This is a genomic window from Flavobacterium soyae (genome assembly GCF_021245985.1).
In the GTDB taxonomy this organism is placed as follows: domain Bacteria; phylum Bacteroidota; class Bacteroidia; order Flavobacteriales; family Flavobacteriaceae; genus Flavobacterium; species Flavobacterium soyae.
The window spans coordinates 1-21,738 of the sequence record NZ_JAJQXA010000028.1; the positions used below are offsets into that span (position 1 = coordinate 1).

At 33.0% G+C, this 21,738-nt stretch carries 23 protein-coding genes; 12 read left to right on the top strand and 11 right to left on the bottom strand.

Going from position 1 to position 21,738, the window contains the following annotated elements; translation table 11 throughout:
- Window positions 1-691: 691 nt before the first annotated feature.
- The 9 genes from thrS to LUU93_RS21115 all read left to right on the top strand — a co-directional run bounded on the left by thrS (window position 692) and on the right by LUU93_RS21115 (window position 7,467).
- Complete coding sequence (gene thrS / locus LUU93_RS21080; protein ID WP_232683152.1) at window positions 692-2,638, top strand: threonine--tRNA ligase; 1,947 nt, start codon at window positions 692-694, stop codon at window positions 2,636-2,638.
- Window positions 2,639-2,661: 23 nt separating this feature from the next.
- Window positions 2,662-3,213, top strand: coding sequence for a translation initiation factor IF-3 (gene infC, locus LUU93_RS21085; RefSeq protein WP_073489566.1), 552 nt, complete (start codon window positions 2,662-2,664; stop codon window positions 3,211-3,213).
- A gap of 117 nt (window positions 3,214-3,330) precedes the next feature.
- Window positions 3,331-3,528: a 50S ribosomal protein L35 gene (gene rpmI / locus LUU93_RS21090; RefSeq protein WP_011921545.1), complete on the top strand. Its 198-nt coding sequence runs from the start codon at window positions 3,331-3,333 to the stop codon at window positions 3,526-3,528.
- Window positions 3,529-3,702: 174 nt separating this feature from the next.
- The gene (gene rplT, locus LUU93_RS21095) at window positions 3,703-4,047 is read left to right on the top strand and encodes a 50S ribosomal protein L20 (RefSeq protein ID WP_008464948.1); all 345 of its coding nucleotides are present in this window, start codon (window positions 3,703-3,705) and stop codon (window positions 4,045-4,047) included.
- Window positions 4,048-4,169: 122 nt separating this feature from the next.
- The gene (locus LUU93_RS21100; protein ID WP_232683153.1) at window positions 4,170-4,742 is read left to right on the top strand and encodes a Crp/Fnr family transcriptional regulator; all 573 of its coding nucleotides are present in this window, start codon (window positions 4,170-4,172) and stop codon (window positions 4,740-4,742) included.
- 79 nt (window positions 4,743-4,821) lie between these two features.
- Window positions 4,822-5,256 carry a carboxymuconolactone decarboxylase family protein gene (locus tag LUU93_RS21105; protein ID WP_056201556.1) on the top strand — a complete coding sequence of 145 codons (435 nt, stop codon included), beginning with the start codon at window positions 4,822-4,824 and terminating at the stop codon, window positions 5,254-5,256.
- A gap of 436 nt (window positions 5,257-5,692) precedes the next feature.
- On the top strand, window positions 5,693-6,361 hold the full coding sequence (locus LUU93_RS21110) for a response regulator (RefSeq protein WP_232683154.1): 669 nt from the start codon (window positions 5,693-5,695) through the stop codon (window positions 6,359-6,361).
- Between the two features lie 15 nt (window positions 6,362-6,376).
- The gene (locus LUU93_RS21845; protein ID WP_369010204.1) at window positions 6,377-6,607 is read left to right on the top strand and encodes a hypothetical protein; all 231 of its coding nucleotides are present in this window, start codon (window positions 6,377-6,379) and stop codon (window positions 6,605-6,607) included.
- Window positions 6,608-6,660: 53 nt separating this feature from the next.
- The gene (locus tag LUU93_RS21115) at window positions 6,661-7,467 is read left to right on the top strand and encodes an endonuclease/exonuclease/phosphatase family protein (protein ID WP_232683155.1); all 807 of its coding nucleotides are present in this window, start codon (window positions 6,661-6,663) and stop codon (window positions 7,465-7,467) included.
- Window positions 7,468-7,470: 3 nt separating this feature from the next.
- On the opposite strand, the gene LUU93_RS21120 is transcribed toward LUU93_RS21115, so the two are convergent.
- The 10 genes from LUU93_RS21120 to tgt form a co-directional block, all read right to left on the bottom strand.
- Window positions 7,471-8,730 carry an asparagine synthetase B gene (locus LUU93_RS21120; protein WP_232683156.1) on the bottom strand — a complete coding sequence of 420 codons (1,260 nt, stop codon included), beginning with the start codon at window positions 8,728-8,730 and terminating at the stop codon, window positions 7,471-7,473.
- Between the two features lie 343 nt (window positions 8,731-9,073).
- Window positions 9,074-9,739 (bottom strand): response regulator transcription factor, encoded by a 666-nt coding sequence (locus tag LUU93_RS21125; RefSeq protein ID WP_232683158.1) that lies wholly within the window; start codon window positions 9,737-9,739, stop codon window positions 9,074-9,076.
- A 111-nt stretch (window positions 9,740-9,850) separates the two neighbouring features.
- Window positions 9,851-10,639, bottom strand: a complete 789-nt coding sequence (locus LUU93_RS21130; RefSeq protein WP_232683159.1) for a sensor histidine kinase — start codon at window positions 10,637-10,639, stop codon at window positions 9,851-9,853.
- A 31-nt stretch (window positions 10,640-10,670) separates the two neighbouring features.
- On the bottom strand, window positions 10,671-10,892 hold the full coding sequence (locus tag LUU93_RS21135) for a hypothetical protein (RefSeq protein ID WP_232683160.1): 222 nt from the start codon (window positions 10,890-10,892) through the stop codon (window positions 10,671-10,673).
- A 431-nt stretch (window positions 10,893-11,323) separates the two neighbouring features.
- Window positions 11,324-11,680, bottom strand: coding sequence for a hypothetical protein (locus LUU93_RS21140; RefSeq protein WP_232683161.1), 357 nt, complete (start codon window positions 11,678-11,680; stop codon window positions 11,324-11,326).
- A gap of 187 nt (window positions 11,681-11,867) precedes the next feature.
- Entirely contained in the window at window positions 11,868-13,412 is a 1,545-nt protein-coding gene (gene dnaB / locus LUU93_RS21145; RefSeq protein ID WP_056201522.1) for a replicative DNA helicase, read from the bottom strand.
- Between the two features lie 140 nt (window positions 13,413-13,552).
- A complete protein-coding gene (locus LUU93_RS21150) occupies window positions 13,553-14,506 on the bottom strand; it encodes an acetyl-CoA carboxylase carboxyltransferase subunit alpha (RefSeq protein ID WP_232683162.1) in 954 nt (317 codons plus the stop codon).
- Window positions 14,507-14,618: 112 nt separating this feature from the next.
- Window positions 14,619-15,506 (bottom strand): DMT family transporter, encoded by an 888-nt coding sequence (locus LUU93_RS21155; protein ID WP_232683163.1) that lies wholly within the window; start codon window positions 15,504-15,506, stop codon window positions 14,619-14,621.
- Entirely contained in the window at window positions 15,493-16,581 is a 1,089-nt protein-coding gene (locus tag LUU93_RS21160; protein ID WP_232683164.1) for an LptF/LptG family permease, read from the bottom strand. The genes LUU93_RS21155 and LUU93_RS21160 overlap by 14 nt, the downstream gene beginning before the upstream one ends.
- Window positions 16,582-16,655: 74 nt before the next feature.
- Window positions 16,656-17,786 (bottom strand): tRNA guanosine(34) transglycosylase Tgt, encoded by a 1,131-nt coding sequence (tgt, locus tag LUU93_RS21165; RefSeq protein ID WP_071634924.1) that lies wholly within the window; start codon window positions 17,784-17,786, stop codon window positions 16,656-16,658.
- Window positions 17,787-18,054: 268 nt separating this feature from the next.
- On the opposite strand from tgt, the gene LUU93_RS21170 reads away from it, so the two are divergent.
- The 3 genes from LUU93_RS21170 to LUU93_RS21180 all read left to right on the top strand — a co-directional run bounded on the left by LUU93_RS21170 (window position 18,055) and on the right by LUU93_RS21180 (window position 20,473).
- A complete protein-coding gene (locus tag LUU93_RS21170; RefSeq protein WP_232683165.1) occupies window positions 18,055-18,354 on the top strand; it encodes a hypothetical protein in 300 nt (99 codons plus the stop codon).
- Window positions 18,355-18,592: 238 nt separating this feature from the next.
- Window positions 18,593-19,444: a transketolase gene (locus tag LUU93_RS21175; RefSeq protein WP_232683166.1), complete on the top strand. Its 852-nt coding sequence runs from the start codon at window positions 18,593-18,595 to the stop codon at window positions 19,442-19,444.
- A 75-nt stretch (window positions 19,445-19,519) separates the two neighbouring features.
- Window positions 19,520-20,473 carry a transketolase family protein gene (locus LUU93_RS21180; protein WP_232683167.1) on the top strand — a complete coding sequence of 318 codons (954 nt, stop codon included), beginning with the start codon at window positions 19,520-19,522 and terminating at the stop codon, window positions 20,471-20,473.
- Window positions 20,474-20,550: 77 nt separating this feature from the next.
- On the opposite strand, the gene bamM is transcribed toward LUU93_RS21180, so the two are convergent.
- On the bottom strand, window positions 20,551-21,684 hold the full coding sequence (gene bamM, locus LUU93_RS21185) for a BamM family beta-barrel-assembly machinery protein (RefSeq protein ID WP_232683168.1): 1,134 nt from the start codon (window positions 21,682-21,684) through the stop codon (window positions 20,551-20,553).
- Window positions 21,685-21,738 lie beyond the last annotated feature (54 nt).

Genomic DNA, 21,738 nt, shown 5'->3' on the forward strand with positions numbered 1-21,738 from the left:
TTTAGCGAGTTTTTTTAATCTTTTTTGCAATTATTTCTTAACTCTCTGATAACACAAGTTTTACAATGCAAAGTTTTTTAAAATATTGTCAGGTTTTTCTGCAGTCCTTTGCTTTTTCCTTATTTTATACCCTTTCACCAATACCGTTTTTGAAGAGTTTTTATGTTTTGAGCCTTTTTTGACTGGTTTTGCCGCAAAGGCACTAAGTCACAAAGATTGCTTTTTCTTTCGTTTTATTAATCTTGCAGAGACGCAGAGGCGCAAAGTTTCTATTTTTGGGATGTTTTTCTTTTGAAAACTCATGCCCTAGCCCCGATAGAAGTGGAAATCCTTTTATTTTGGGGTTCAAAATAAAAGATTGGAGCGGATAGCGGGATTAAGCTCCTTATTAATCTTCAAACTTAAAAGACTTCGACTTCGCTCAGCCGGACAATCAGCATTCAAAACCTAACAATAGTTTCATTCAAGCCATATAGTCTTTTTACTCTTATATATATTATAGTAGAGTTTTCTACTTATATATGTATACAAATAAACCCCGCAGGTTTTAAAACCCTGTCGGATTATAGAAATAATAGCTACTCTTAGTATTAGTATACCTAGCTTCTTACATAATAAAGTAATCTTCTACATATATATATTGTATGTATTTTTGTAATCACTTATATTTGCATTCACAAAATTATAAACAATGATCAAGATTACTTTACCCGATGGGTCAATTAGAGAGTTCGCTCAAGGCGTAACTCCAATGGAGGTCGCTAAAAACATTAGCGAAGGTTTTGCAAGAAATGTGATTTCTGCATCTTTTAATGGTACAACTATTGAAACCGAGACTCCGCTAACGACCGATGGTAATCTTATATTATATACTTGGAATGATGCTGAAGGTAAAAAAGCTTTCTGGCATTCGACTTCGCACGTAATGGCACAAGCTCTTGAGGAATTGTACCCTGGAATTAAATTAACTCTTGGGCCTGCAATTGCTAATGGATTTTACTATGATGTGGATTTTGAAGACCAAAAGATCTCTGAAGCTGATTTTAAAAAGATCGAAGATCGTGTTCTTGAGATTTCAAGAGGTAAACACGAATTTAAAATGCGTCCGGTTAGTAAGGCTGATGCATTAGAAATGTATAAAGACAATGTTTACAAGACTGAATTGATTTCTAATCTTGAAGACGGTACTATTACTTTTTGCGACCACTCTACTTTTACTGATTTATGTCGTGGTGGACATATTCCGAATACTGGAATCATCAAGGCTATGAAAATTATGAGCGTTGCTGGTGCTTATTGGAGAGGAGATGAAAAAAACAAGCAGCTGACTCGTGTTTACGGAACTTCTTTCCCTAAGCAAAAAGATTTAACTGAATATCTTGAACTTCTTGAAGAAGCTAAGCGTCGTGACCACCGTAAATTAGGAAAGGAACTAGAATTGTTTGCTTTCTCTCAGAAAGTAGGCCAGGGTTTACCTTTATGGTTACCTAAAGGTGCTGCACTTAGAGAACGTTTAGAGCAATTTTTAAAGAGAGCTCAAAAGAAAGCAGGTTACGAGCAAGTTGTGAGTCCGCATATTGGACAAAAAGAACTTTATGTAACTTCTGGTCATTATGCTAAATATGGTGCTGATAGTTTTCAGCCGATACATACTCCTGCAGAAGGTGAAGAGTTTTTATTGAAACCTATGAACTGTCCTCACCACTGTGAGATTTACAATGTAAGACCTTGGTCGTATAAAGATTTACCTAAGCGTTATGCTGAATTTGGCACTGTATATAGATATGAGCAGTCTGGGGAATTACATGGTTTAACTCGTGTTAGAGGTTTTACTCAGGATGATGCGCACATTTTCTGTACTCCTGAACAATTGGATGAAGAGTTCAAAAAAGTAATTGACTTAGTATTATATGTATTTGGTTCGTTAGGTTTTGAAAACTTTACTGCTCAAATTTCATTGAGAGATCAAGAGGATAGAGAGAAATATATTGGCACAGATGAAAACTGGGAGAAAGCTGAAAACGCAATTATCAATGCTGCAGCTGACAAAGGTTTGAATACTGTAGTAGAATATGGTGAAGCTGCATTTTACGGACCTAAGCTTGACTTTATGGTTAAGGATGCTTTGGGAAGACAATGGCAGTTAGGAACAATTCAGGTTGATTATAACCTTCCTGAGCGTTTTGATTTAACATACAAAGGTGCTGATAATGAATTACATCGCCCTGTTATGATTCACAGAGCTCCTTTTGGATCTATGGAACGTTTTATAGCAATTTTACTAGAGCATACAGCAGGAAATTTCCCACTTTGGTTAATGCCTGAGCAGGCTATTATATTGTCTTTGAGCGAGAAATACGAAAATTATGCTAAAAAAGTTTTAGATTTGCTAGAAAATCACGAAATTCGCGCCCTAATTGACAACCGAAATGAAACTATCGGTAAGAAAATTAGAGATGCAGAAATGCAAAAAATTCCATTTATGCTTATCGTTGGTGAGGAGGAAGAGAAAAACGGCACTATTTCTATTCGCCGCCACGGCCAAGAAGGAAAAGGTAATATCACAGTTTCTATTGAAGAATTTGCTTCGATTGTAGACGAAGAAATAAAAAAGACATTAAAAGTATTTACAGTTTAACTTAAATTTAGAAAGTCATAGCAATAAAAAGTAACAGAGGTTTTCAACCTCGAGTAGAAAAAAAAGATGCACACAGAATAAATAACAATATTCGTGGTGTACAGGAAGTAAGGTTAGTAGGCGAGAACATCGAACCAGGTGTATTTAAGCTTGCAGAAGCTTTACGTCTAGCAGATCAGTTTGAATTAGACTTGGTTGAAATTTCGCCAAATGCTGAGCCGCCGGTTTGTAAAATCATGGATTACAAGAAATTTGTTTACGAACAAAAGAAACGTGATAAGGCATTAAAAGCTAAATCATCGCAGGTTGTAGTAAAAGAGATTCGTTTTGGTCCTCAAACAGATGAGCATGATTATGAATTTAAAAGAAAAAATGCTGAGAAGTTCTTAAAAGAGGGAGCAAAATTAAAAGCATTTGTTTTCTTTAAAGGACGTTCGATCATCTATAAAGATCAAGGACAGATTTTACTTTTACGTTTGGCAACAGATTTAGAAGAGCATGGTAAAGTTGAAGCTATGCCGGTTCTTGAAGGAAAGAGAATGATTATGTTCATTGCTCCGAAGAAAAAGAAATAAGTCTTAAAGCCGAAAGTCTTAAAGCCGAAAGTCAAAAAACAGACTTTTAAACTTTAGACTTTTAAACTTTCAGACTAAGATATAAGTAAGTAAGAATAAATTAAAACACTAGGAAAAATGCCTAAAATGAAAACTAAATCTAGCGCTAAGAAACGTTTTAAAGTTACTGGTTCTGGAAAGATTAAAAGAAAGCATGCTTTTAAAAGTCACATCTTGACTAAAAAATCTAAAAAGCGTAAATTAGCTTTGACACACTCAGCGCTAGTTCACAAAACAGATGAGAAAAGCATCAAACAACAATTAAGAATTATCTAATAAGTCTAAAGTTAGAAAGTCTTAAAGTCAAAAGCAATTTTCTTTCGACATTTGACTTTCGATATTTGACTAAGATTTCTTTAGGTTAAAAAATTATTTATATAACCTTGGAGTATGGCTTTCAAGTTCCTTTGATTCAATTCAGGACGCCTGCTACAAAAACACATTAAAATTATGCCAAGATCGGTAAATTCAGTTGCTAAAAGAGCAAGAAGAAAAAAAATAATGAAGCAAGCCAAAGGTTTCTTTGGTAGACGTAAAAACGTTTGGACAGTTGCTAAGAACGCGGTAGAGAAAGCGATGAGCTACGCTTACCGTGACAGAAAACAGAATAAAAGAAATTTCCGTTCATTATGGATTCAACGTATTAACGCTGGAGCTAGATTAGAAGGAATGTCTTATTCTCAATTCATGGGAAAAGTTAAAGCTAACGGAATCGAATTGAACCGTAAAGTTCTTGCAGATTTAGCTATGAACCACCCAGAAGCTTTCAAAGCAATACTTAATAAAGTAAAATAAACGTTTTATAAACTCAATTTAGATTACTTACTTATCATAAAGAAACCATTCGTTAATTCGGATGGTTTTTTGTTTTTACAACAATCTGCTTTATCTTTAAAATTCTTTTAATCAATCATAAAATGCTTACGCCTCTTCTTGACCACATAGAGAAATTCATAAAACTGGAGCTTTCAGAAATTGATATATTAGAAACATGTCTCAATATTTCTAAAGTAAAAAAGAAGGAGCATTTATTACAGGAAGGCCAAGTCTGCAATAGATTATATTTTATAGTAAAAGGCTGTGCCAGACAATACATCATCAATTCAAAAGGTACAGAACAAACTTTACAGTTCGCTATTGAAAATTGGTGGATTACAGACTACTTAAGTTATCACAATAACACTCCTTCAAGCTTCTACATTCAGACAGTTGAAAACTGTGAAGTGATAGCTGTTGAAAAAGGCACTTTAGAGTCTCTATTAATTGAAATTCCAAAACTGGAAAGATACTTTCGAATCGTTTCTCAAAAATCATTTGGTGCTGCTCAAATGAGAATTAAATTTTTATTTACAATGTCAGCAGAAGAGAGATACCATCATTTTAATAATTTAAACCCGGACTTTGTACAGCGTGTTCCTCAGTACATGCTTGCCTCCTATTTAGATTTTTCTGCTGAATTTATGAGTAAGATCAGGGCTGGAAAAGTATGATTTGAATTTCTTGAAGTAGTTCAAGTTTTTTAAGTTATACATAACTGACCTTTGTATCAAACTTTTAAAACATATAAAAATGAAATCAAGAATTCTTATTCCAGAAGCTGCCCCACAAGCTTATCAAGCATTGATGAGCTTAGAAAAATACATTTCTACTACTTCTCTAACTCCAACTCATAAAGAACTAATTAAAATACGTGCTTCTCAAATTAATGGCTGTGCCTATTGTATTAATATGCACACTGCTGATGCGAGAAAGCATGGCATTTCTGAGCAAAGAATATACTTAACAAGTGCATGGCGCGAAGCTGATGTTTATACTGAGGAAGAAAAAGCTATTTTAGCTTTAACAGAGCAAGTAACTTTAATTAACAACCATGTTACTGACGAAGTTTATCAAAATGCTGCAAACTTATTTGATGAAAAATATTTAGCAGAAATTATTCTTGCCATTATTACAATTAACTCTTGGAACAGACTAGCTATTACAACTGGATTGAGAGCAGTATAATTCTTTTATAAGGATAAATTTTACAACATTTATAAAATCTATAAACCCTCCTGCCAGAGGGTTTCTTTGTATTTACCTGTAAATGAGACTTGGATAAATAGAAATTCAATCATTTTACTAAAACAGGTATTTATACTCTTTCATAGGAATTTAGGTTTTCTATTTTTGGTTTATGATTTCAAAATACACTACGATAACTTCATCTTTTACAGCAGTTTCTTTTGTCTTTTTTGTATCTCTAAAGGAGTATTATAAGCATTCAAAATTTAAAAAAACATAACTAAAAAATATAGTGATTATAAATCTTCATCAGATTTTTTTATATGATTTTTTATAAGTCATGATAAAATACGGAAAACCACATTAAGATCATAAACAAGAGAATTAATTTTGAAAAAAAACAATAGGCTTCAATTTATTATAAAATAAGATTTGTATGTTCAAAAAGGTTTTAATTGCAGAGGACATCGACAGTATTAGTGTAACGGTTATAAAAGTTCTTGAAGAATTAGAAATTCCGGTAATTCATCATGTAAAATATTATGATGACGGCTTGTTAAAAATCAAAAAAAGCCTTCTTGACAACGACCCGTATGATTTGCTAATTACCGATTTATCCTTTAAAACAGATCATCGCAACACCAATATTTTGAATGGCGAAGAGCTTATTAACTCTGTGAATAAGGTATATCCTCAACTAAAGAAAATTGTATTTTCGACAGAAGATAAATCTTACAGAATAAAAAAACTTTTTAGTGAATTAAAAATCAATGCTTATGTTTCTAAAGGACGAAACAGCATTGAGGAGTTAAAAACTGCCATACAAAAGACTTTTAAAGATGAAGAGAAAATACTTTCATCAGATTTAAGCTTTAGTTTTAATGACAAATCTTTAATTGAAATAGAATCTTATGATATTTCTATTTTGACTCTTATGGCAAGAGGCTATATTTTAGGGAGCATTTCAAATGAATTTAAAGCAAAATCGATAACACCGAACGGAACCAGCAGCATTGAGAAACGAATTAATAAATTAAAAGTATATTTTAAAGCTAATAACAATGTGCATTTAATTGCTATAGCCAAAGATTATGGCTTAATTTAAATTCTATTAAACTTTATGAAAACTAAATATAAATTTGATCTGATATCAAAGATCAACACAGCCAGCAACAAAATTATCATAAAAACGGTACTGCTTTGCCTTTTCTTGTCTATATGTTTTGCTTATGTTTCTGAAAAAACCGGCTGGTTAGAAGTAGACTGGAAGATTATTTTTATACCTGCATTACTCGTTTTACAAATAATAATTATTGGAAAAGCTTTACAAAACAGGTACAAAAAGCTTTAAACATTTTGATTATAAAATATCTAAATGCTTATATTTGATTTTTTTTAAGCCTCATGAAAATCATTATAAATTACGTTCTCTTATTATTCATTTCTTTCCAATCTTTTTCGCAGACTAAGATTATTTCCTGGAATCTGGAAAACTTCGGAAAATCGAAATCACAGCCTGCTTTAAATTTTATAGCTAATACTGTACGGGATTATGACATTGTTGCAGTTCAGGAAGTTGTTGCCGGATATGGCGGTTCGCAGACTGTTGCAAAACTTGCAGCATTGCTAAATGAAAAAGGGGCAAAATGGGATTATACTATTAGTGATCCTACAAGCGGGAACAGTTATAAAAAAGAACGTTATGCTTTTCTTTGGAAAACAAATAAAGCCAAGTTAAAAGGAGAGCCATGGCTTGAAAAAAAGTATCATTTAGAAATTGACCGTGAGCCCTATTTTGCAACTTTCGAAATAAACAAAAAAACACTTACACTAGTCAATTTTCATGCGATCACAAAAAGCAAACAGCCGGAAACTGAAATTAAATATTTTAAGTTTCTGCCTCAGCAATACCCCAATCTCAATTTAGTATTTACCGGAGATTTTAACTGCCCTCAATCGCATACAGTTTTTAATCCATTAAAAAAAATGGGATATGCTTCGATGCTGCAAAAGCAAAAAACTACTTTAAAGCAAAAATGTCAAAGTGACAATTGTCTTGCATCTGAATTTGATAATATATTTTACAATCCAAATAAATTAAAATACGTCAATTCAGGAGTTATTTTATTCTATGAAAAATTTGATTCGTTAAAAGAAGCACGTAAAATATCTGACCATATTCCGATTTGGTTTCAATTCTCTTTAAATTAAAAATTACGTTTTAAGCTTTTTCTTTTTGGCCGCAGGAAACAAAACATTGTTTAGAATTAAGCGATATCCGGGAGAATTTGGATGTAAATCTAAAACTGTTGGCGGATCTCCAACCTGATGTTGGAAATCTTCAGGATCATGACCTCCAAAAAAGGTAAACATTCCTTTTCCTTTTTCACCATGAATATATCTTGCTTCACCGTTAAGCTCGCAAGTACCCATTACTAATACATTCGATTTTACTAATGTTTCATTAAAAGAGGTCGTTTGTCCCATAAATCCTTTTACCAATTGTGTATGATTTTGACATAACATACTTGGAATTGGATCCCATTTTGCAGAAAATTCCATTAATGTAAAATAGTCTTTTTCCATTGGAACTCTTCTTTTTGCAGTCATATCAATATCTGAGAATTCATAAACTTCTGGTCTTCGTTCTAAAATAAAATCTTTGAATGCGAAAGAATTACCATAATTTAATTTTGATTGATAATTAGATTCACTTGGATCTCCGTCAAACATGGTTTCGCAAATATCAACTCCGTCAGCAGCAAGTGCAATATCAAAACTATCAGTCGCAGAACACATGGCAAACATAAACCCTCCGCCAATGACAAAATCCCTGATTTTTTTTGCTACTGCACCTTTTTCCTGAGAAACTTTAGAATAACCGAGTTTCGAAGCTAAAACTTCAGCATCTTTTTTCTGTTCGATATACCAGGGTGTATTTTTATAAGCGGCATAAAATTTCCCATATTGTCCGGTAAAGTCTTCATGATGTAAATGCAGCCAATCATATAATAATAATTGATCATTTAAAACTTCTTCGTCATATATTGGAGTAAATGGAATTTCAGCATAAGTCAAGACCAATGTTACAGCATCATCCCAAGGCTGTTTTCCTTTTGGAGTATAAACTGCAATTTTTGGTGCTTTTTCAAGAATAACTGATTCCATATTTTGTGACGGGCTCGAGATATCATTTAAAATTGAGGCTTCTTCACTATCTGAAAGTATCTCAAAGCTAACTCCCCGAATTTTACATTCTTTACGAATTTCATCAGCATCCGGCAATAAAAATGAGCCTCCACGATAATTAAGCAACCAGCTTGCCTTATAATCTCTGCTTAAACACCAATAGGTGATACCATAAGCTTTTAGGTGATTTTGCTGCGTTGTTTCATCCATCGGAAGTAAAATAAACGAGGCTTTTGCATTAATGGAAAGCAATAAAATGAAAATATAAACTAAACTTTTTTTCATCAAAAAATATTTTAAGTAAAGATATAAAGGATGCTTATAAAAATACAATAGAGGAGCCGTTTTATAGTGCCATAAAACTGTTAATTAACAAGAAAATAAAAGGTTCGAAGATTGAAATTTTGTAAAAAACAGGTAAAAACACCTAAACTATGACAGCTTTTTCTACCTAAATTTGGAATCTTAAAATCGATCAAACTAATCGATTAAAAATCAAACCAATGAATTATAACCAAAACAATCAACCAAAGGATTTTAGTATAATGCAAAAAATAGGCCTTTGTGTGCTCATTTTTACAATAATCGTTTATTATGTTTTATCGATTCAATTTTTAACAAGCTAAGTTTACAATGTCAAAACTGCAATTTCATTTTGAATAGCATAAACTACCAAACCGGCAATATTTCGTGATTCAGTTTTTAGCAGTAAATTATTTCGATGTCCTTCTACAGTTCGCGGACTTAAAAAAAGATGTTCTGCTATTTCTGTAGTTGTTTTTTGCTGGCAGATAAGCTGAAGAATTTCAATTTCGCGCGGAGAAAGAAAACTTGTTTCAAGACTGCCTTTTGAGTTCTTTGAAGATACTATGGTTTCCTGAATCGTTTTTAATACATTTTCGTTGTAAAAAAATCCTTTTCTGTTGACTTCATTAATCGTTTTGATCAGATCTTTTGGGGTTGTATTTTTAATGAGGTATGCAACTGCTCCTACCTGAATCATATTTGCAATAAATGATTTCGAATCATAACTGGTTAGAGCTATAATTTTAATGTCAGGAAAAGATTTTCGGATAATTTTTGTTGCTTCGACACCATTTAAAACCGGCATTTTCAAATCCATGATAATAATATCCGGCTTGACATCATTATTTTGTAATTTGTTAACCAGCTCTTCACCGTTTGAAGCTTCAAAAATAATTTCAATATTGTCTTCTCTTTGCAATAAAAAAGCTATTCCTTTTCGAAACAATACTTCGTCATCGACTAAGGCGATTTTAATTACGGCATTCATTTTGTCTGTTTTTGGTCATTTGGTTTCCCGAAATTACAAAATATGAATTAATAATAGCTACAGAACCTTATTTTATTGATGCTAAAGCGTAATTATTTACTAAAATTTATATTAAAAGGTAAAAATTACAGCAATACCTTTATCTATTTCTGAATCTATTTTTATAGTTCCGTTTAAAAAGGAAACCCTGCTGTCAATATTTTTCATTCCAAGCCCTTTTTGATTTTCAATTTTTTTGCTGTCAAAACCAATTCCGTTATCTTCATAATAGCAGGTATTTATTCCATTATTGTTTTTAAACGCAATCCAAATTTCTGTTGCTTTACCATGACGGAGCGAATTATTCATTAATTCCTGCAAAATTCTAAAAATGTGTAATTGACGATCAATATCATCATCAAAATCAAGTTCATTTTTATAATAGGTTTTAACCGATTTACTGGTTTCAAATTCTTCGCATAACTCTTCAACACCGGCATTTAATCCAAATTTTTCAAAAACCGGCGGTAATAAATTATGAGCAATTTTTCTGGAATTTTCTAAGGCTTTTGCAGTCAAACTAATAATATTTTCAGTAATCTCGTTAGTTTCTTCTGCTGTTAAATCAGGAGCAGAAAGTAAATGAGTATTTAAGGAAACAATGTTAAGTTTTGAGCTTATATCATCATGCAAATCTTGTGCAATACGCTTACGCTCTTCTTCCTGCGTTACTATAATTGCATGAAGCTGTTCTTTTTGATACTGCAGCACCAAATCTTTTTTCTCAAGTTCTTTTTGAATTATTTTTTTTCTGGAGAAATAGAAAAATATGATTAATACTACGGCTACAATTATAAAGAAAAGTGAAATGTATAATATAATTGCGACAAGTTCTTTTTCTGGGATTGAATGGGGATTCATATCAAAATTTCTATATTAAATATTTTAGAATTTAAGTCACCTGACCTTTTACGTAAAAACTTTTCATCCATTCATATAGAATCAATAAGTGGTAAATTATAAATAAAAATGCGTTTAGCTTCCATGAAAGATATTTTACATTTTCACTTAGAGTTAATGTCAGATTTCCAACCAAATACAAAATTGTAGAACCTAACATAAAAAGAATAACTGCAATTGTAACATAATAATATGTTCTATTTTCTGTAAGCATATTATAAAAATGCAATAACGCAAAAACCACTATCATGAGAGAAGTAATAGTAATCTCAAATAAATTAAATTTAAAAAATAGTTCCGGGTAAATGTAAAACTGAATTCCTAAAATTAATAGGGTAAAAAGAAGCCCTATCTTTACCAATAGCTTTTGTATCTTCAATTTTAAAATAGAATAATAGAATAAGCCCAAAAAAAGCATTTGACCTATAACGAATATATTTACAACAACTAAATTACTCATATGCAGGGAATAAATCAATTCCATTGAAAATTGCATTACAAATGAAAAAGCTAAGTAGGAAACAAAAAAAACATTAGCTTTTTCCTTACGGAAAAAGCTAGATGTATATAGTATTAGATTTATTAATAAAATCAAATAACCTGAATAAATTAAAAAATCATCCACTTTAAATATTTTATTTTAAATTAATATGGAGGACTAGGACGTGTACCATCATACACAACATCTTCAGCTTCATCTGCTGCTTTGTTTTGTAGTGATAATGAATGTCCGTAAACATCTACATATTTACCCGTTTCCTTGTCGTATTTTGCACCTACAAAAAGCAAAGTCTTTTCTTTTTGATCATTGATACCAAGATAAGCACGAACTGCATCTGTTTCTAGCGCAAGTACTTTTTCTAAACTTTCGCGTGGTATTAAAAAAGATTTTACTTTGTTTTCACGGGTTTCGATCGTGGTATCATCCACATATCTTTTTTCCCATACTTCAGCAGTTGCCAACGGAATTTGAATAGGCCCTGGAAAGGTTTCTTCGCTCATAGTTTTTTAATTTAATTAGTTAATAATTATAAATTTGTTTTATGGTTTTGCTAATCTACCGAATTAATTTTTTATAAGAAATATTATTTTGTGAAATTATGGGTTATAAAATTTAGTTTTTAAAACAAAAAAATCTTTACAAGCAGTCAGCTCATAAAGATTTTTCTATTTTAAAATTTCATTCTAATTAAAACGGAACATCACTGTCATCGTCATCATCATTTAAATTGCTTCCAAAAGCTTCATTTGCAGAAGGAAGGTTTTTAGTAATGAACGGATTATCGTCATGGTTCATTTTTGAAGGCAGATCATCATATCCTCCGCTGAAATCTTCAAGGTTATCAAACTTACCTAAATGTCCTAAGAATTTTAAACGAATATTTTCAAGTCCACCGTTACGGTGTTTGGCTATAATAAATTCAGCCTGACCTGCTGTTGGTGATTGTTCATCATCATCCCATTCTTCAATTTTATAATATTCCGGACGATAAATAAATGATACAATATCGGCATCCTGCTCAATCGCTCCAGATTCACGAAGATCCGATAGCAGCGGGCGTTTACTTGAGCCACGGGTTTCAACGGCACGCGATAACTGAGATAATGCAATAACCGGAACGTTTAGCTCTTTTGCCAATGCTTTTAAGTTTCGCGAAATTGTAGAGATTTCCTGCTCACGATTCCCTCCTCCTTTACCATTTCCTCCCGCAGTCATTAACTGCAAATAATCAATAATGATTAATTTAATGCCGTGCTGCGAAGCTAAACGACGACATTTTGCACGTAAATCAAAAATCGAAAGTGAAGGTGTATCATCAATAAATAATGGGGCTTTTTCTAAATCTTTAACTTTAGTACTCAGCTGTTCCCATTCGTGTTTTTCTAATTTTCCTGTTCTTAGTTTTTCTGAAGACAATCCTGTTTCAGAAGAAATAAGCCTCGTAATCAACTGAACCGAAGCCATCTCAAGCGAGAAAACTGCTACTGCATGCCCAAACTGGATAGCCACATTTCGCGCCATCGAAAGTACGAATGCTGTTTTACCCATACCCGGACGAGCTGCAATAATAATTAAATCCGAAGGCTGCCAACCGGAAGTTACCTGATCTAGTTTTTCAAAACCAGTTGCAATACCACTCAAACCCTCTTTACCGGCAATTTCTTCAATACGTTTCTTTGCTTGTAAAACTAAACTTTGGGCAGTTTCAGAACTACGTTTAATATTTCCCTGCGTTACTTCGTATAATTTTGATTCGGCTTTGTCTAGTAAATCAAATACGTCTGTAGTTTCATCATACGATTCTTCGATAATTTCAGAAGAAATTCTAATCAAACTTCTTTGTATAAATTTTTGAAGAATAATACGCGAGTGAAATTCGATGTGTGCAGAAGAAGCAATTTTCTGCGTAAGCTGAATTAAATAAAAATCTCCTCCTGCTAATTCTAATTTTCCATTTTTCTTTAACTGAGTCGAAACCGTCAGCAAATCTATTGGCTGTGTTTCGGTAAAAAGCTGTAAGATCGCTTCAAAAATATGTTTATGCGCGTCTTTGTAAAAAGCATCGGGCTGTAAAATATCAATTACGTCATCTACCCCTTTTTTATCAATCATCATCGCACCAAGCACAGCCTCCTCCAGATCAAGAACCTGCGGAGGAAGTTTTCCTTTTTCGAGATTAATAATAGTGGTTTTATCTACCTTTACAGGATTTACATTCTTGAAATTTTCCATATAGCGAAAGTAACAAAATTTAAAAAAAAATTGTTATCTAGTTATAACTATTAAATGTTTATAAATATTTTCCTTTTGTTGATAACCAAAAAAAAATCCGAAACCGCAGGGCTTCGGATTTTTAATCATATTAGATGAATTTACTCTTTATACTCGCCCATATTACTGTATTTGTCCATTCTTTGGGCAATTAACTCGGCTGTTGATAAGTCTTTCAATTCGTTATATCCTTTGGTAATGTATTCTGCCACTGTTTTAAAAGTAGTTTCGCGGTCGTAGTGCGCTCCGCCAAGTGGTTCAGGAATTACATCATCAACTAATTTTTGTTTTTTCATGTCAGATGAAGTCAATTTTAAAGCATCGGCAGCACGTTCTTTGTACTCCCAGCTTTTCCATAAAATTGAAGAACATGATTCTGGAGAAATTACAGAATACCATGTATTCTCTAACATATAAACTTTGTCTCCAACGCCTATTCCTAGAGCTCCTCCAGAAGCTCCTTCACCTACAATAATGGTAATGATTGGCACTTGCAGACGAACCATTTCGAAAATATTTCTTGCAATAGCTTCTCCTTGTCCTCTTTCTTCGGCTTCAAGTCCTGGATATGCACCTGGAGTATCTACCAAAGTTAAAACCGGAATTCCGAATTTCTCTGCCATTTTCATCAAACGCAAAGCTTTGCGATATCCTTCTGGATTTGCCATACCAAAATTACGGTATTGACGTGTTTTTGTATTAAAACCTTTTTGCTGCCCAATAATCATAAACGATTGCCCGTTTACTTTACCAAGACCGCCAACCATTGCTTTATCATCTTTAAAACCTCTGTCTCCATGAAGTTCTAAGAAAGTATCACCACAGATTGCTCTGATATAATCTAAAGTATAAGGTCTGTTTGGATGTCTTGACAATTGTACACGCTGCCAAGCCGTAAGGTTTTTGTATATATCTTTTTTAGTTTGTTCTAATTTCTTGTTGATTTCTTTACAAGTTGGCGTAACATCAACATCAGATTCTTTTCCAATTATAACACACTTTTCTAACTGTTCTTCAAGTTCTTTTATTGGAAGCTCAAAATCTAAATATTCCATGGATTTTTGAATTTTGTTTTTAAATCGAACCGCAAATATAAAAATATTATACTATTCGTGTGATTATTTCGTGTTTAAAATGTAAAATTGTAATTTAAAGATAAGGCAAATACTACACTTTTTCTTTGTTCTTATAGTGTTTAAAAACACCATTTAAAATAACTGTAATAACAATTATTACTGCCCCGATATAAAATTCGACACTCATTTTTTCTTTTCCCCCCAAAATAAAATAAGCCAAAAGAATACCGTAAACCGGCTCTAAATTAGTGGTTAACATTACGGTATAGGGAGTTAAACGCTGCATTACTTTTACAGAAGCAGTAAAGGCATAGGCCGTACAAACAGAAGCCAAAACCAATAGCAAAATCCAGTTATTGAATGACATTACAAAAAAGTCTGCATTAAATTTTCCTATCACTAAAAAATAAATAGAGATAAAGAATACCCCGGCGCCAAATTCGTAAAATGTAATAACTGAAGGTTCATGATCTGATATTAATTTTCCATTCATCAGAGTAAATAAAACTCCTAGAATTATTGAAATTAATGCATAATAAACCCCTGTAAGATATTTAATTTCAACCTGTAATATCAATCCCAATCCGGCAATGATAATTAATCCAAAGAAAACTTCATACCATAAAATCTTTCTTCCGTAAAAAAGCGGCTCGAGTAAAGAAGCAAAAAAAGCTCCAAGCGAAAAAATCGACAATGTTATAGAAACATTTGATACGTGAATGGCTTTAAAAAAGAAAATCCAATGCAGTGCAATTAATAATCCAACGAAAATTAATTTGGCAAAAGATTGTGCAGAAATAGCAAAAGACTGCTTTTTGTAAATAATGAATCCTCCCAGAAAAACTCCGGCAATCAACATTCTAAACCAGACTAAGTTTTCGGCATCAATGGTGATTAAAGCCCCAAGAATAGCTGTAAAACCCCAAATAAAAACAATTAAATGAAGATTTAAATAACTTTTTAAATTATCGTTTCGCATTACGTAATAAATAAACTGCCAGAATTCCGAAAACAATATTCGGGAACCAAACTGCTAATAAGGGTGAAAAGGTAGATTTTTCGGCAAGAGTACCAAATATTTTATCAAAGAATACAAATGAAAACGCAATCGCGATGCCAATTGCCAGGTTCATTCCCATACCGCCGCGACGTTTCATTGAAGAAACTGATACTGCAATAATGGTCAGGATAAACGCTGAAACCGGTATACTGTATTTTTTATAAAGAACTACTAAATAGGTATTGATATTTCCTGAACCTCTTTTTCTTTCTTTTTCGATAAAATCAATTAATTTGCCTAAAGTTAATGTTTCTGCTATATAAACTACAGGTGTCAAATCAGCAAGTTCAAACTTAAATTTTACATTTTTTTCAGGAGCTTTTTCGATTACATCGTTCAAATCACCAAGTGTCCTTTTTGTATAATCATACAAAATATAAGTTTTTAATTTCGGTTCCCATTTTATACGGCTTGCAGTAATTTTATACGTTAGTTTATCTTTTTCAAAATGTTCTAACGTAAAATTAAATGCCGTTTTAGATTCTTCATTAAAGCTATTTACAAAAATAAAATCATGGTCATTTATCTGTCTGTAAACATTGGTGTTTTCGCCCCGCATGAGTTCTTTTCCGTTTCCTTTTAAATAGGTGTACCTAAAATTATTATACCCCTCACTTGCGGCAGGAACAATAAAAAACCCCATCAGCAAAACGAAAATCGAAACAATTGTTGCACCAATAATATAAGGACGCAGGAAACGCGTAAATGAAATTCCAGAACTTAAAATCGCAATAATCTCGGTATTATTTGCCAGTTTTGAAGTGAACCAAATAACTGATAAAAACAGAAATATCGGGAATAAAGAGTTTATAAAATAAATTGTAAAGTTGTAATAATAGAATGCAATATCCATAAACGGAATCTTGTTTTCGAGCATCTTATTTACTTTTTCAGAAACGTCAATTACGATTCCAATTGGTGCAAACAAAAGCAGCATCACAGAAAAAGTTCCGAGATATCTTTTTAAGATGTATTTATCTATTATTGACAACATATAAATTTTGTTTATTTTGTTTCAGGTTTCAAGTTCCATAAAGAACGTGAAACCTGAAACCTGAAACTCTTTTTTTAAAGTCTTTGACTCATATTTTTGACCATCATTTCTTTCCATGGTCTAAAATCGCCTGCTAAAATATGTTTTCTAGCTTCACGAACCAACCACATATAGAAACCAAGATTATGAATTGTAGCAATTTGTTTTCCTAAATATTCATTAGCAGCAAATAAGTGGCGCAAATACGCTTTTGTGTATTCTGTATCTACAAAAGTATGTCCCATTTCGTCAATTGGAGAAAAATCAGCTTCCCACTTTTTGTTCTTTATATTGATTGTTCCGTTTGCTGTAAACAACATACCGTTTCTTGCATTACGTGTTGGCATAACACAGTCAAACATATCAATTCCTAACGCGATATTTTCTAATATATTTATAGGAGTTCCCACTCCCATTAAATAACGAGGTTTATCTTCCGGAAGGATTTCGCAGACAACTTCAGTCATTGCATACATTTCTTCTGCAGGTTCTCCTACTGATAATCCGCCAATTGCATTTCCCTGCTGACCGGCATTTGCAATATATTCAGCCGACTGACGACGCAAATCTTTATATGTACTTCCCTGAACAATTGGGAAAAAAGTCTGTTCGTAACCGTATTTGTAAGGAACTTTATCTAAATGGTTAATACAACGATCCAGCCAGCGGTGCGTCATGTGCATTGATCTCTGTGCATATCTGTAATCGCAGGGATAAGGTGTACATTCATCAAAAGCCATAATAATATCGGCTCCAATGGTACGTTGAATTTCCATTACATTTTCTGGAGTAAAAAAGTGATAAGAACCGTCGATATGCGATTTAAACTTCACTCCTTCTTCTTTAATTTTTCTGTTTGAAGAAAGAGAATAAACCTGATATCCTCCTGAATCTGTCAAAATATTACGATCCCAATTCATGAATTTATGCAATCCTCCTGCTTTTTCAAGAATTTCTGTCTGCGGACGCAAATATAAATGGTACGTATTTCCAAGAATAATATCCGGATTAATATCGTCTTTTAATTCACGCTGATGTACTCCTTTAACAGAAGCCACCGTTCCAACAGGCATAAAAATAGGCGTTTCGATTACGCCGTGATCAGTAGTTATACTTCCCGCTCTTGCTTTTGACTGCGGATCTTTTTGTAATAAATCAAACTTCATGTGTTTCTTTTTTCTCCCGATTGTTCGGGTCGGCAAAGATAAACTAATTTCAGGGAAATTTAATTAGATAATTTGTCAATTAGAAAATTAGATAATGATTTCTATCAACTTGAAAAAACCGGAAGTGCAATAAAATGAAACAAAGAAAACCTGAAACCTGAAACTAAAATTCGTTTGTATGTAAAACTTACAACAATCACATTATTAAAGTATAGCACCTCAACTAAATTCATTTCATAATTTTAATGGTAATAAAAATATAGAAATCATGATAAATTCAGAAAATAAAAACACCACAGACGAAGATCAGATTAAAAGAAATCTGGAAGATTTAAATTATCCTGCAAATGAAGACATTTACAATCAGGAAGATAAATTAGAAGACATTGACCCGGAAGATATTTCCAACGAAAGAACCATCAACCAAAATAATTATAAATGGAAACAAAACAACGATAAATTTGGAGATGATCTTGATGTTCCAGGTTCTGAACTCAATGACGAACAAGAAGAAATCGGCGCTGAAGATGAAGAAAATAACCTCTATAGTGAAGGCGACAACAACTAAATAAGTGTAAAAAACACACTTTAAACCCAAAAAAGGGCTTTTTTTTATTTAAATTTTCATAATAAAACGGCAAGATTATGGCATCTTATCAAAGAAATCCAAAACATTTAGGCCTTTTATTCAGGATCAATAAAAAAAGCGGCAGAATTTAACAATTGTTCTAAACTAAAGCAAAAAATCATTTGTCTCCCCGCAAAATAACGATTACTTTTGCTTCAGTTTAACTTTTACATACAAAATGAAGCCTAACACACAACAATTAAGCGATTTAACGATCCAAGTAAGAAGAGATATTCTTAGAATGGTACATGCTGTAAACTCTGGCCACCCTGGCGGATCACTAGGTTGTACTGAATTTTTGGTAACACTGTATCAAAATATTATGGACCGCAAAGAAGGTTTTGATATGAACGGAATTGGAGAAGATATCTTCTTCCTTTCAAATGGCCATATTTCTCCGGTATTTTACAGCGTTTTAGCACGCAGCGGTTATTTCCCTATTTCAGAACTAGCAACTTTCAGATTATTAAACTCTCGTTTACAAGGACACCCTACAACTCATGAAGGCTTGCCTGGAGTTCGTATTGCTTCTGGATCATTAGGACAAGGTTTATCTGTTGCTCTTGGTGCTGCACAGGCTAAAAAATTAAATGGCGATAATCATTTAGTTTTTACTTTACATGGGGATGGTGAATTACAAGAAGGTCAAAACTGGGAAGCTATTATGTATGCTTCTGCAAAAAAAGTAGACAACCTTATTGCAACTATCGATGTTAACGGAAAACAAATTGACGGAACTACAGATGAAGTTCTTCCAATGGGAAGCCTTCGCGCTAAATTTGAAGCTTTTGACTGGGATGTTATAGAAATTGCAGAAGGTAACAATATCGATGCAATCCTTGCTGGTTTAACCGATGCTAAATCAAGAACAGGAAAAGGAAAACCAGTTTGTATTTTGTTACATACAGAAATGGGTAATGGGGTTGACTTTATGATGCATACACATGCTTGGCATGGTAAAGCACCAAACGATGACCAATTAAAAAATGCTTTAGCTCAAAACTATTCTGCAGATCAAATCGACTATTAAAAAAAGCCATAAGCTTTAAGCAGTAAGCTTTATGCCTATTGCCTACAGCCTATTGCGCACAGCAAAAAGACAAAAATGAAAAAATACGAAAATACAGGAAGCAAAGATACTCGTTCTGGTTTTGGAGCGGGAATGACTGAACTAGGTCAAAAAAACGAAAACGTCGTGGCATTGTGTGCCGATTTAATCGGTTCATTAAAATTTGATGATTTCAAGAAAAATCACCCAGAGCGTTTTTTCCAAATCGGAATCGCAGAAGCAAACATGATTGGTATTGCTGCTGGTTTAACAATTGGAGGAAAAATTCCTTTTACAGGAACTTTTGCTAACTTCTCAACAGGAAGGGTTTACGATCAAATTCGTCAATCTGTAGCTTATTCAGATAAAAACGTAAAAATTTGCGCTTCTCACGCTGGTTTAACATTAGGAGAAGACGGTGCAACTCACCAAATTTTAGAAGATATCGGATTAATGAAAATGTTACCGGGAATGACTGTAATCAATACTTGCGATTACAACCAAACCAAAGCTGCAACTATAGCCTTGGCAGATCATCACGGACCTGCGTATTTACGTTTCGGTCGTCCGGTAGTACCTAACTTTACTCCTGCTGATGAGCCATTCATAATTGGAAAAGCAATTTTATTAAACGAAGGAACTGATGTAACTATTGTTGCTACAGGACATTTAGTTTGGGAAGCTCTTATTGCTGCTGAAACTCTTGAAGCAAAAGGAATTTCTGCTGAAGTAATCAATATTCACACTATCAAACCTCTTGACGAAGAAGCTATTCTTAAATCGATAGCCAAAACAAAATGCGTAGTAACTGCAGAAGAGCACAATATTCTTGGAGGTCTTGGAGAAAGCGTTTCAAGAGTATTAGCTTTGCACCATCCAGCTCCACAAGAATTTGTAGCTGTAAACGATAGTTTTGGTGAATCTGGTACTCCAGAGCAATTAATGAACAAATACAAATTAAACAATCAGGCAATTGTTGAAGCTGTAGAAAGAGTAATTAAAAGAAAATAAATTTTAGTTTTCTTACTTTATAAAAACAAAAAACCTCGAAATTTCGAGGTTTTTTTATATCTTATATTTTATTATTATTATTTCTTTTGATAAGGATAATTTTTATCCAAATGAATCCTTAATCTTCCTGCAGCTTTATAATCGTCATCTACAAAACTTCTTGGATTATCAATTGATTCAGGTTGTCCTTCAGTTTTAAGGGGGCCCGTTGGTCTTCTAGGAATTCCTCTTGGTTCCGTTTCATCTGTATTTGGTGTATCTGGGTTATCTGCAACAGGGTCCCAAGGATAATAGGTACTTACACCATTAAACACCCCATTTACCCAGCCAATATGCTCTGCAGGTTTTGTAATTTCATAATAGGTAGAGAAACCATCTCCGTCATCATCAGTATCTACATAATCAGGGATACCATCTTTGTCTGTATCATCGGCCACCATGCTTGCTGGCGGAGTTGGATATCTTGAAGTATCTCTAAAATCATAAATATACCCATCTCCATTTATATCTTCTTTATAATCGAAAACACCATCAAAATCATGATCTAGTCTTTGAAGGCTGAACAATTTAAAACTAAATACTAAAGGAGAATAAGCAGGAATATTATCTGTACCACCTCCATAGTAACCCAATCCAGAAGGCAAAAACATTACTCCTGCACCAAAATCTGTATAAGTTATCGTACCATCAGCTGCCGGGGCACCAGGCTTACCTGTTTTAAACTGAGGGAAAATTTCGCCCCAGCCGTCTATTACAGCCTGAGAAGCATACATATATAATTCAAAACTTCTTCCTAAACCATAAGAAGAATCAAATACAGTCCCGTTTAATAGGCTTCCTGTATATGAAGCATAAATTCTATCTGTATTTAAAGGAGACTCTCCTGTACCTTTATTTAAGGATAAATAATATACTTTATAAGTAACATCGTGATTGTAAACATCTCTTGACTGCAAAGGGTATACAGTTTGATCCCAAATAGAAGTCTGCGTTCCTCCTGCCGGAATTTTTTCAATTGTAATATCAAAATTAGCCGTAACTTCTTTTATATAATTAGTCTTTAAATATTTAACAATAGAATCATTATCAGCTGCATATTGTACCTTATAATCCCTCAATGGAACTGGTTCCGGATCGTCATCACCTTTATTACAAGAAACTATAGCAACACCTGCAAGTAATAAAATAAAATAATATTTAAATTTATTCATTATTGTTAATTTTTTAGGTGCGCAAGATACAATATTGATTTATTTTTGTAAAGA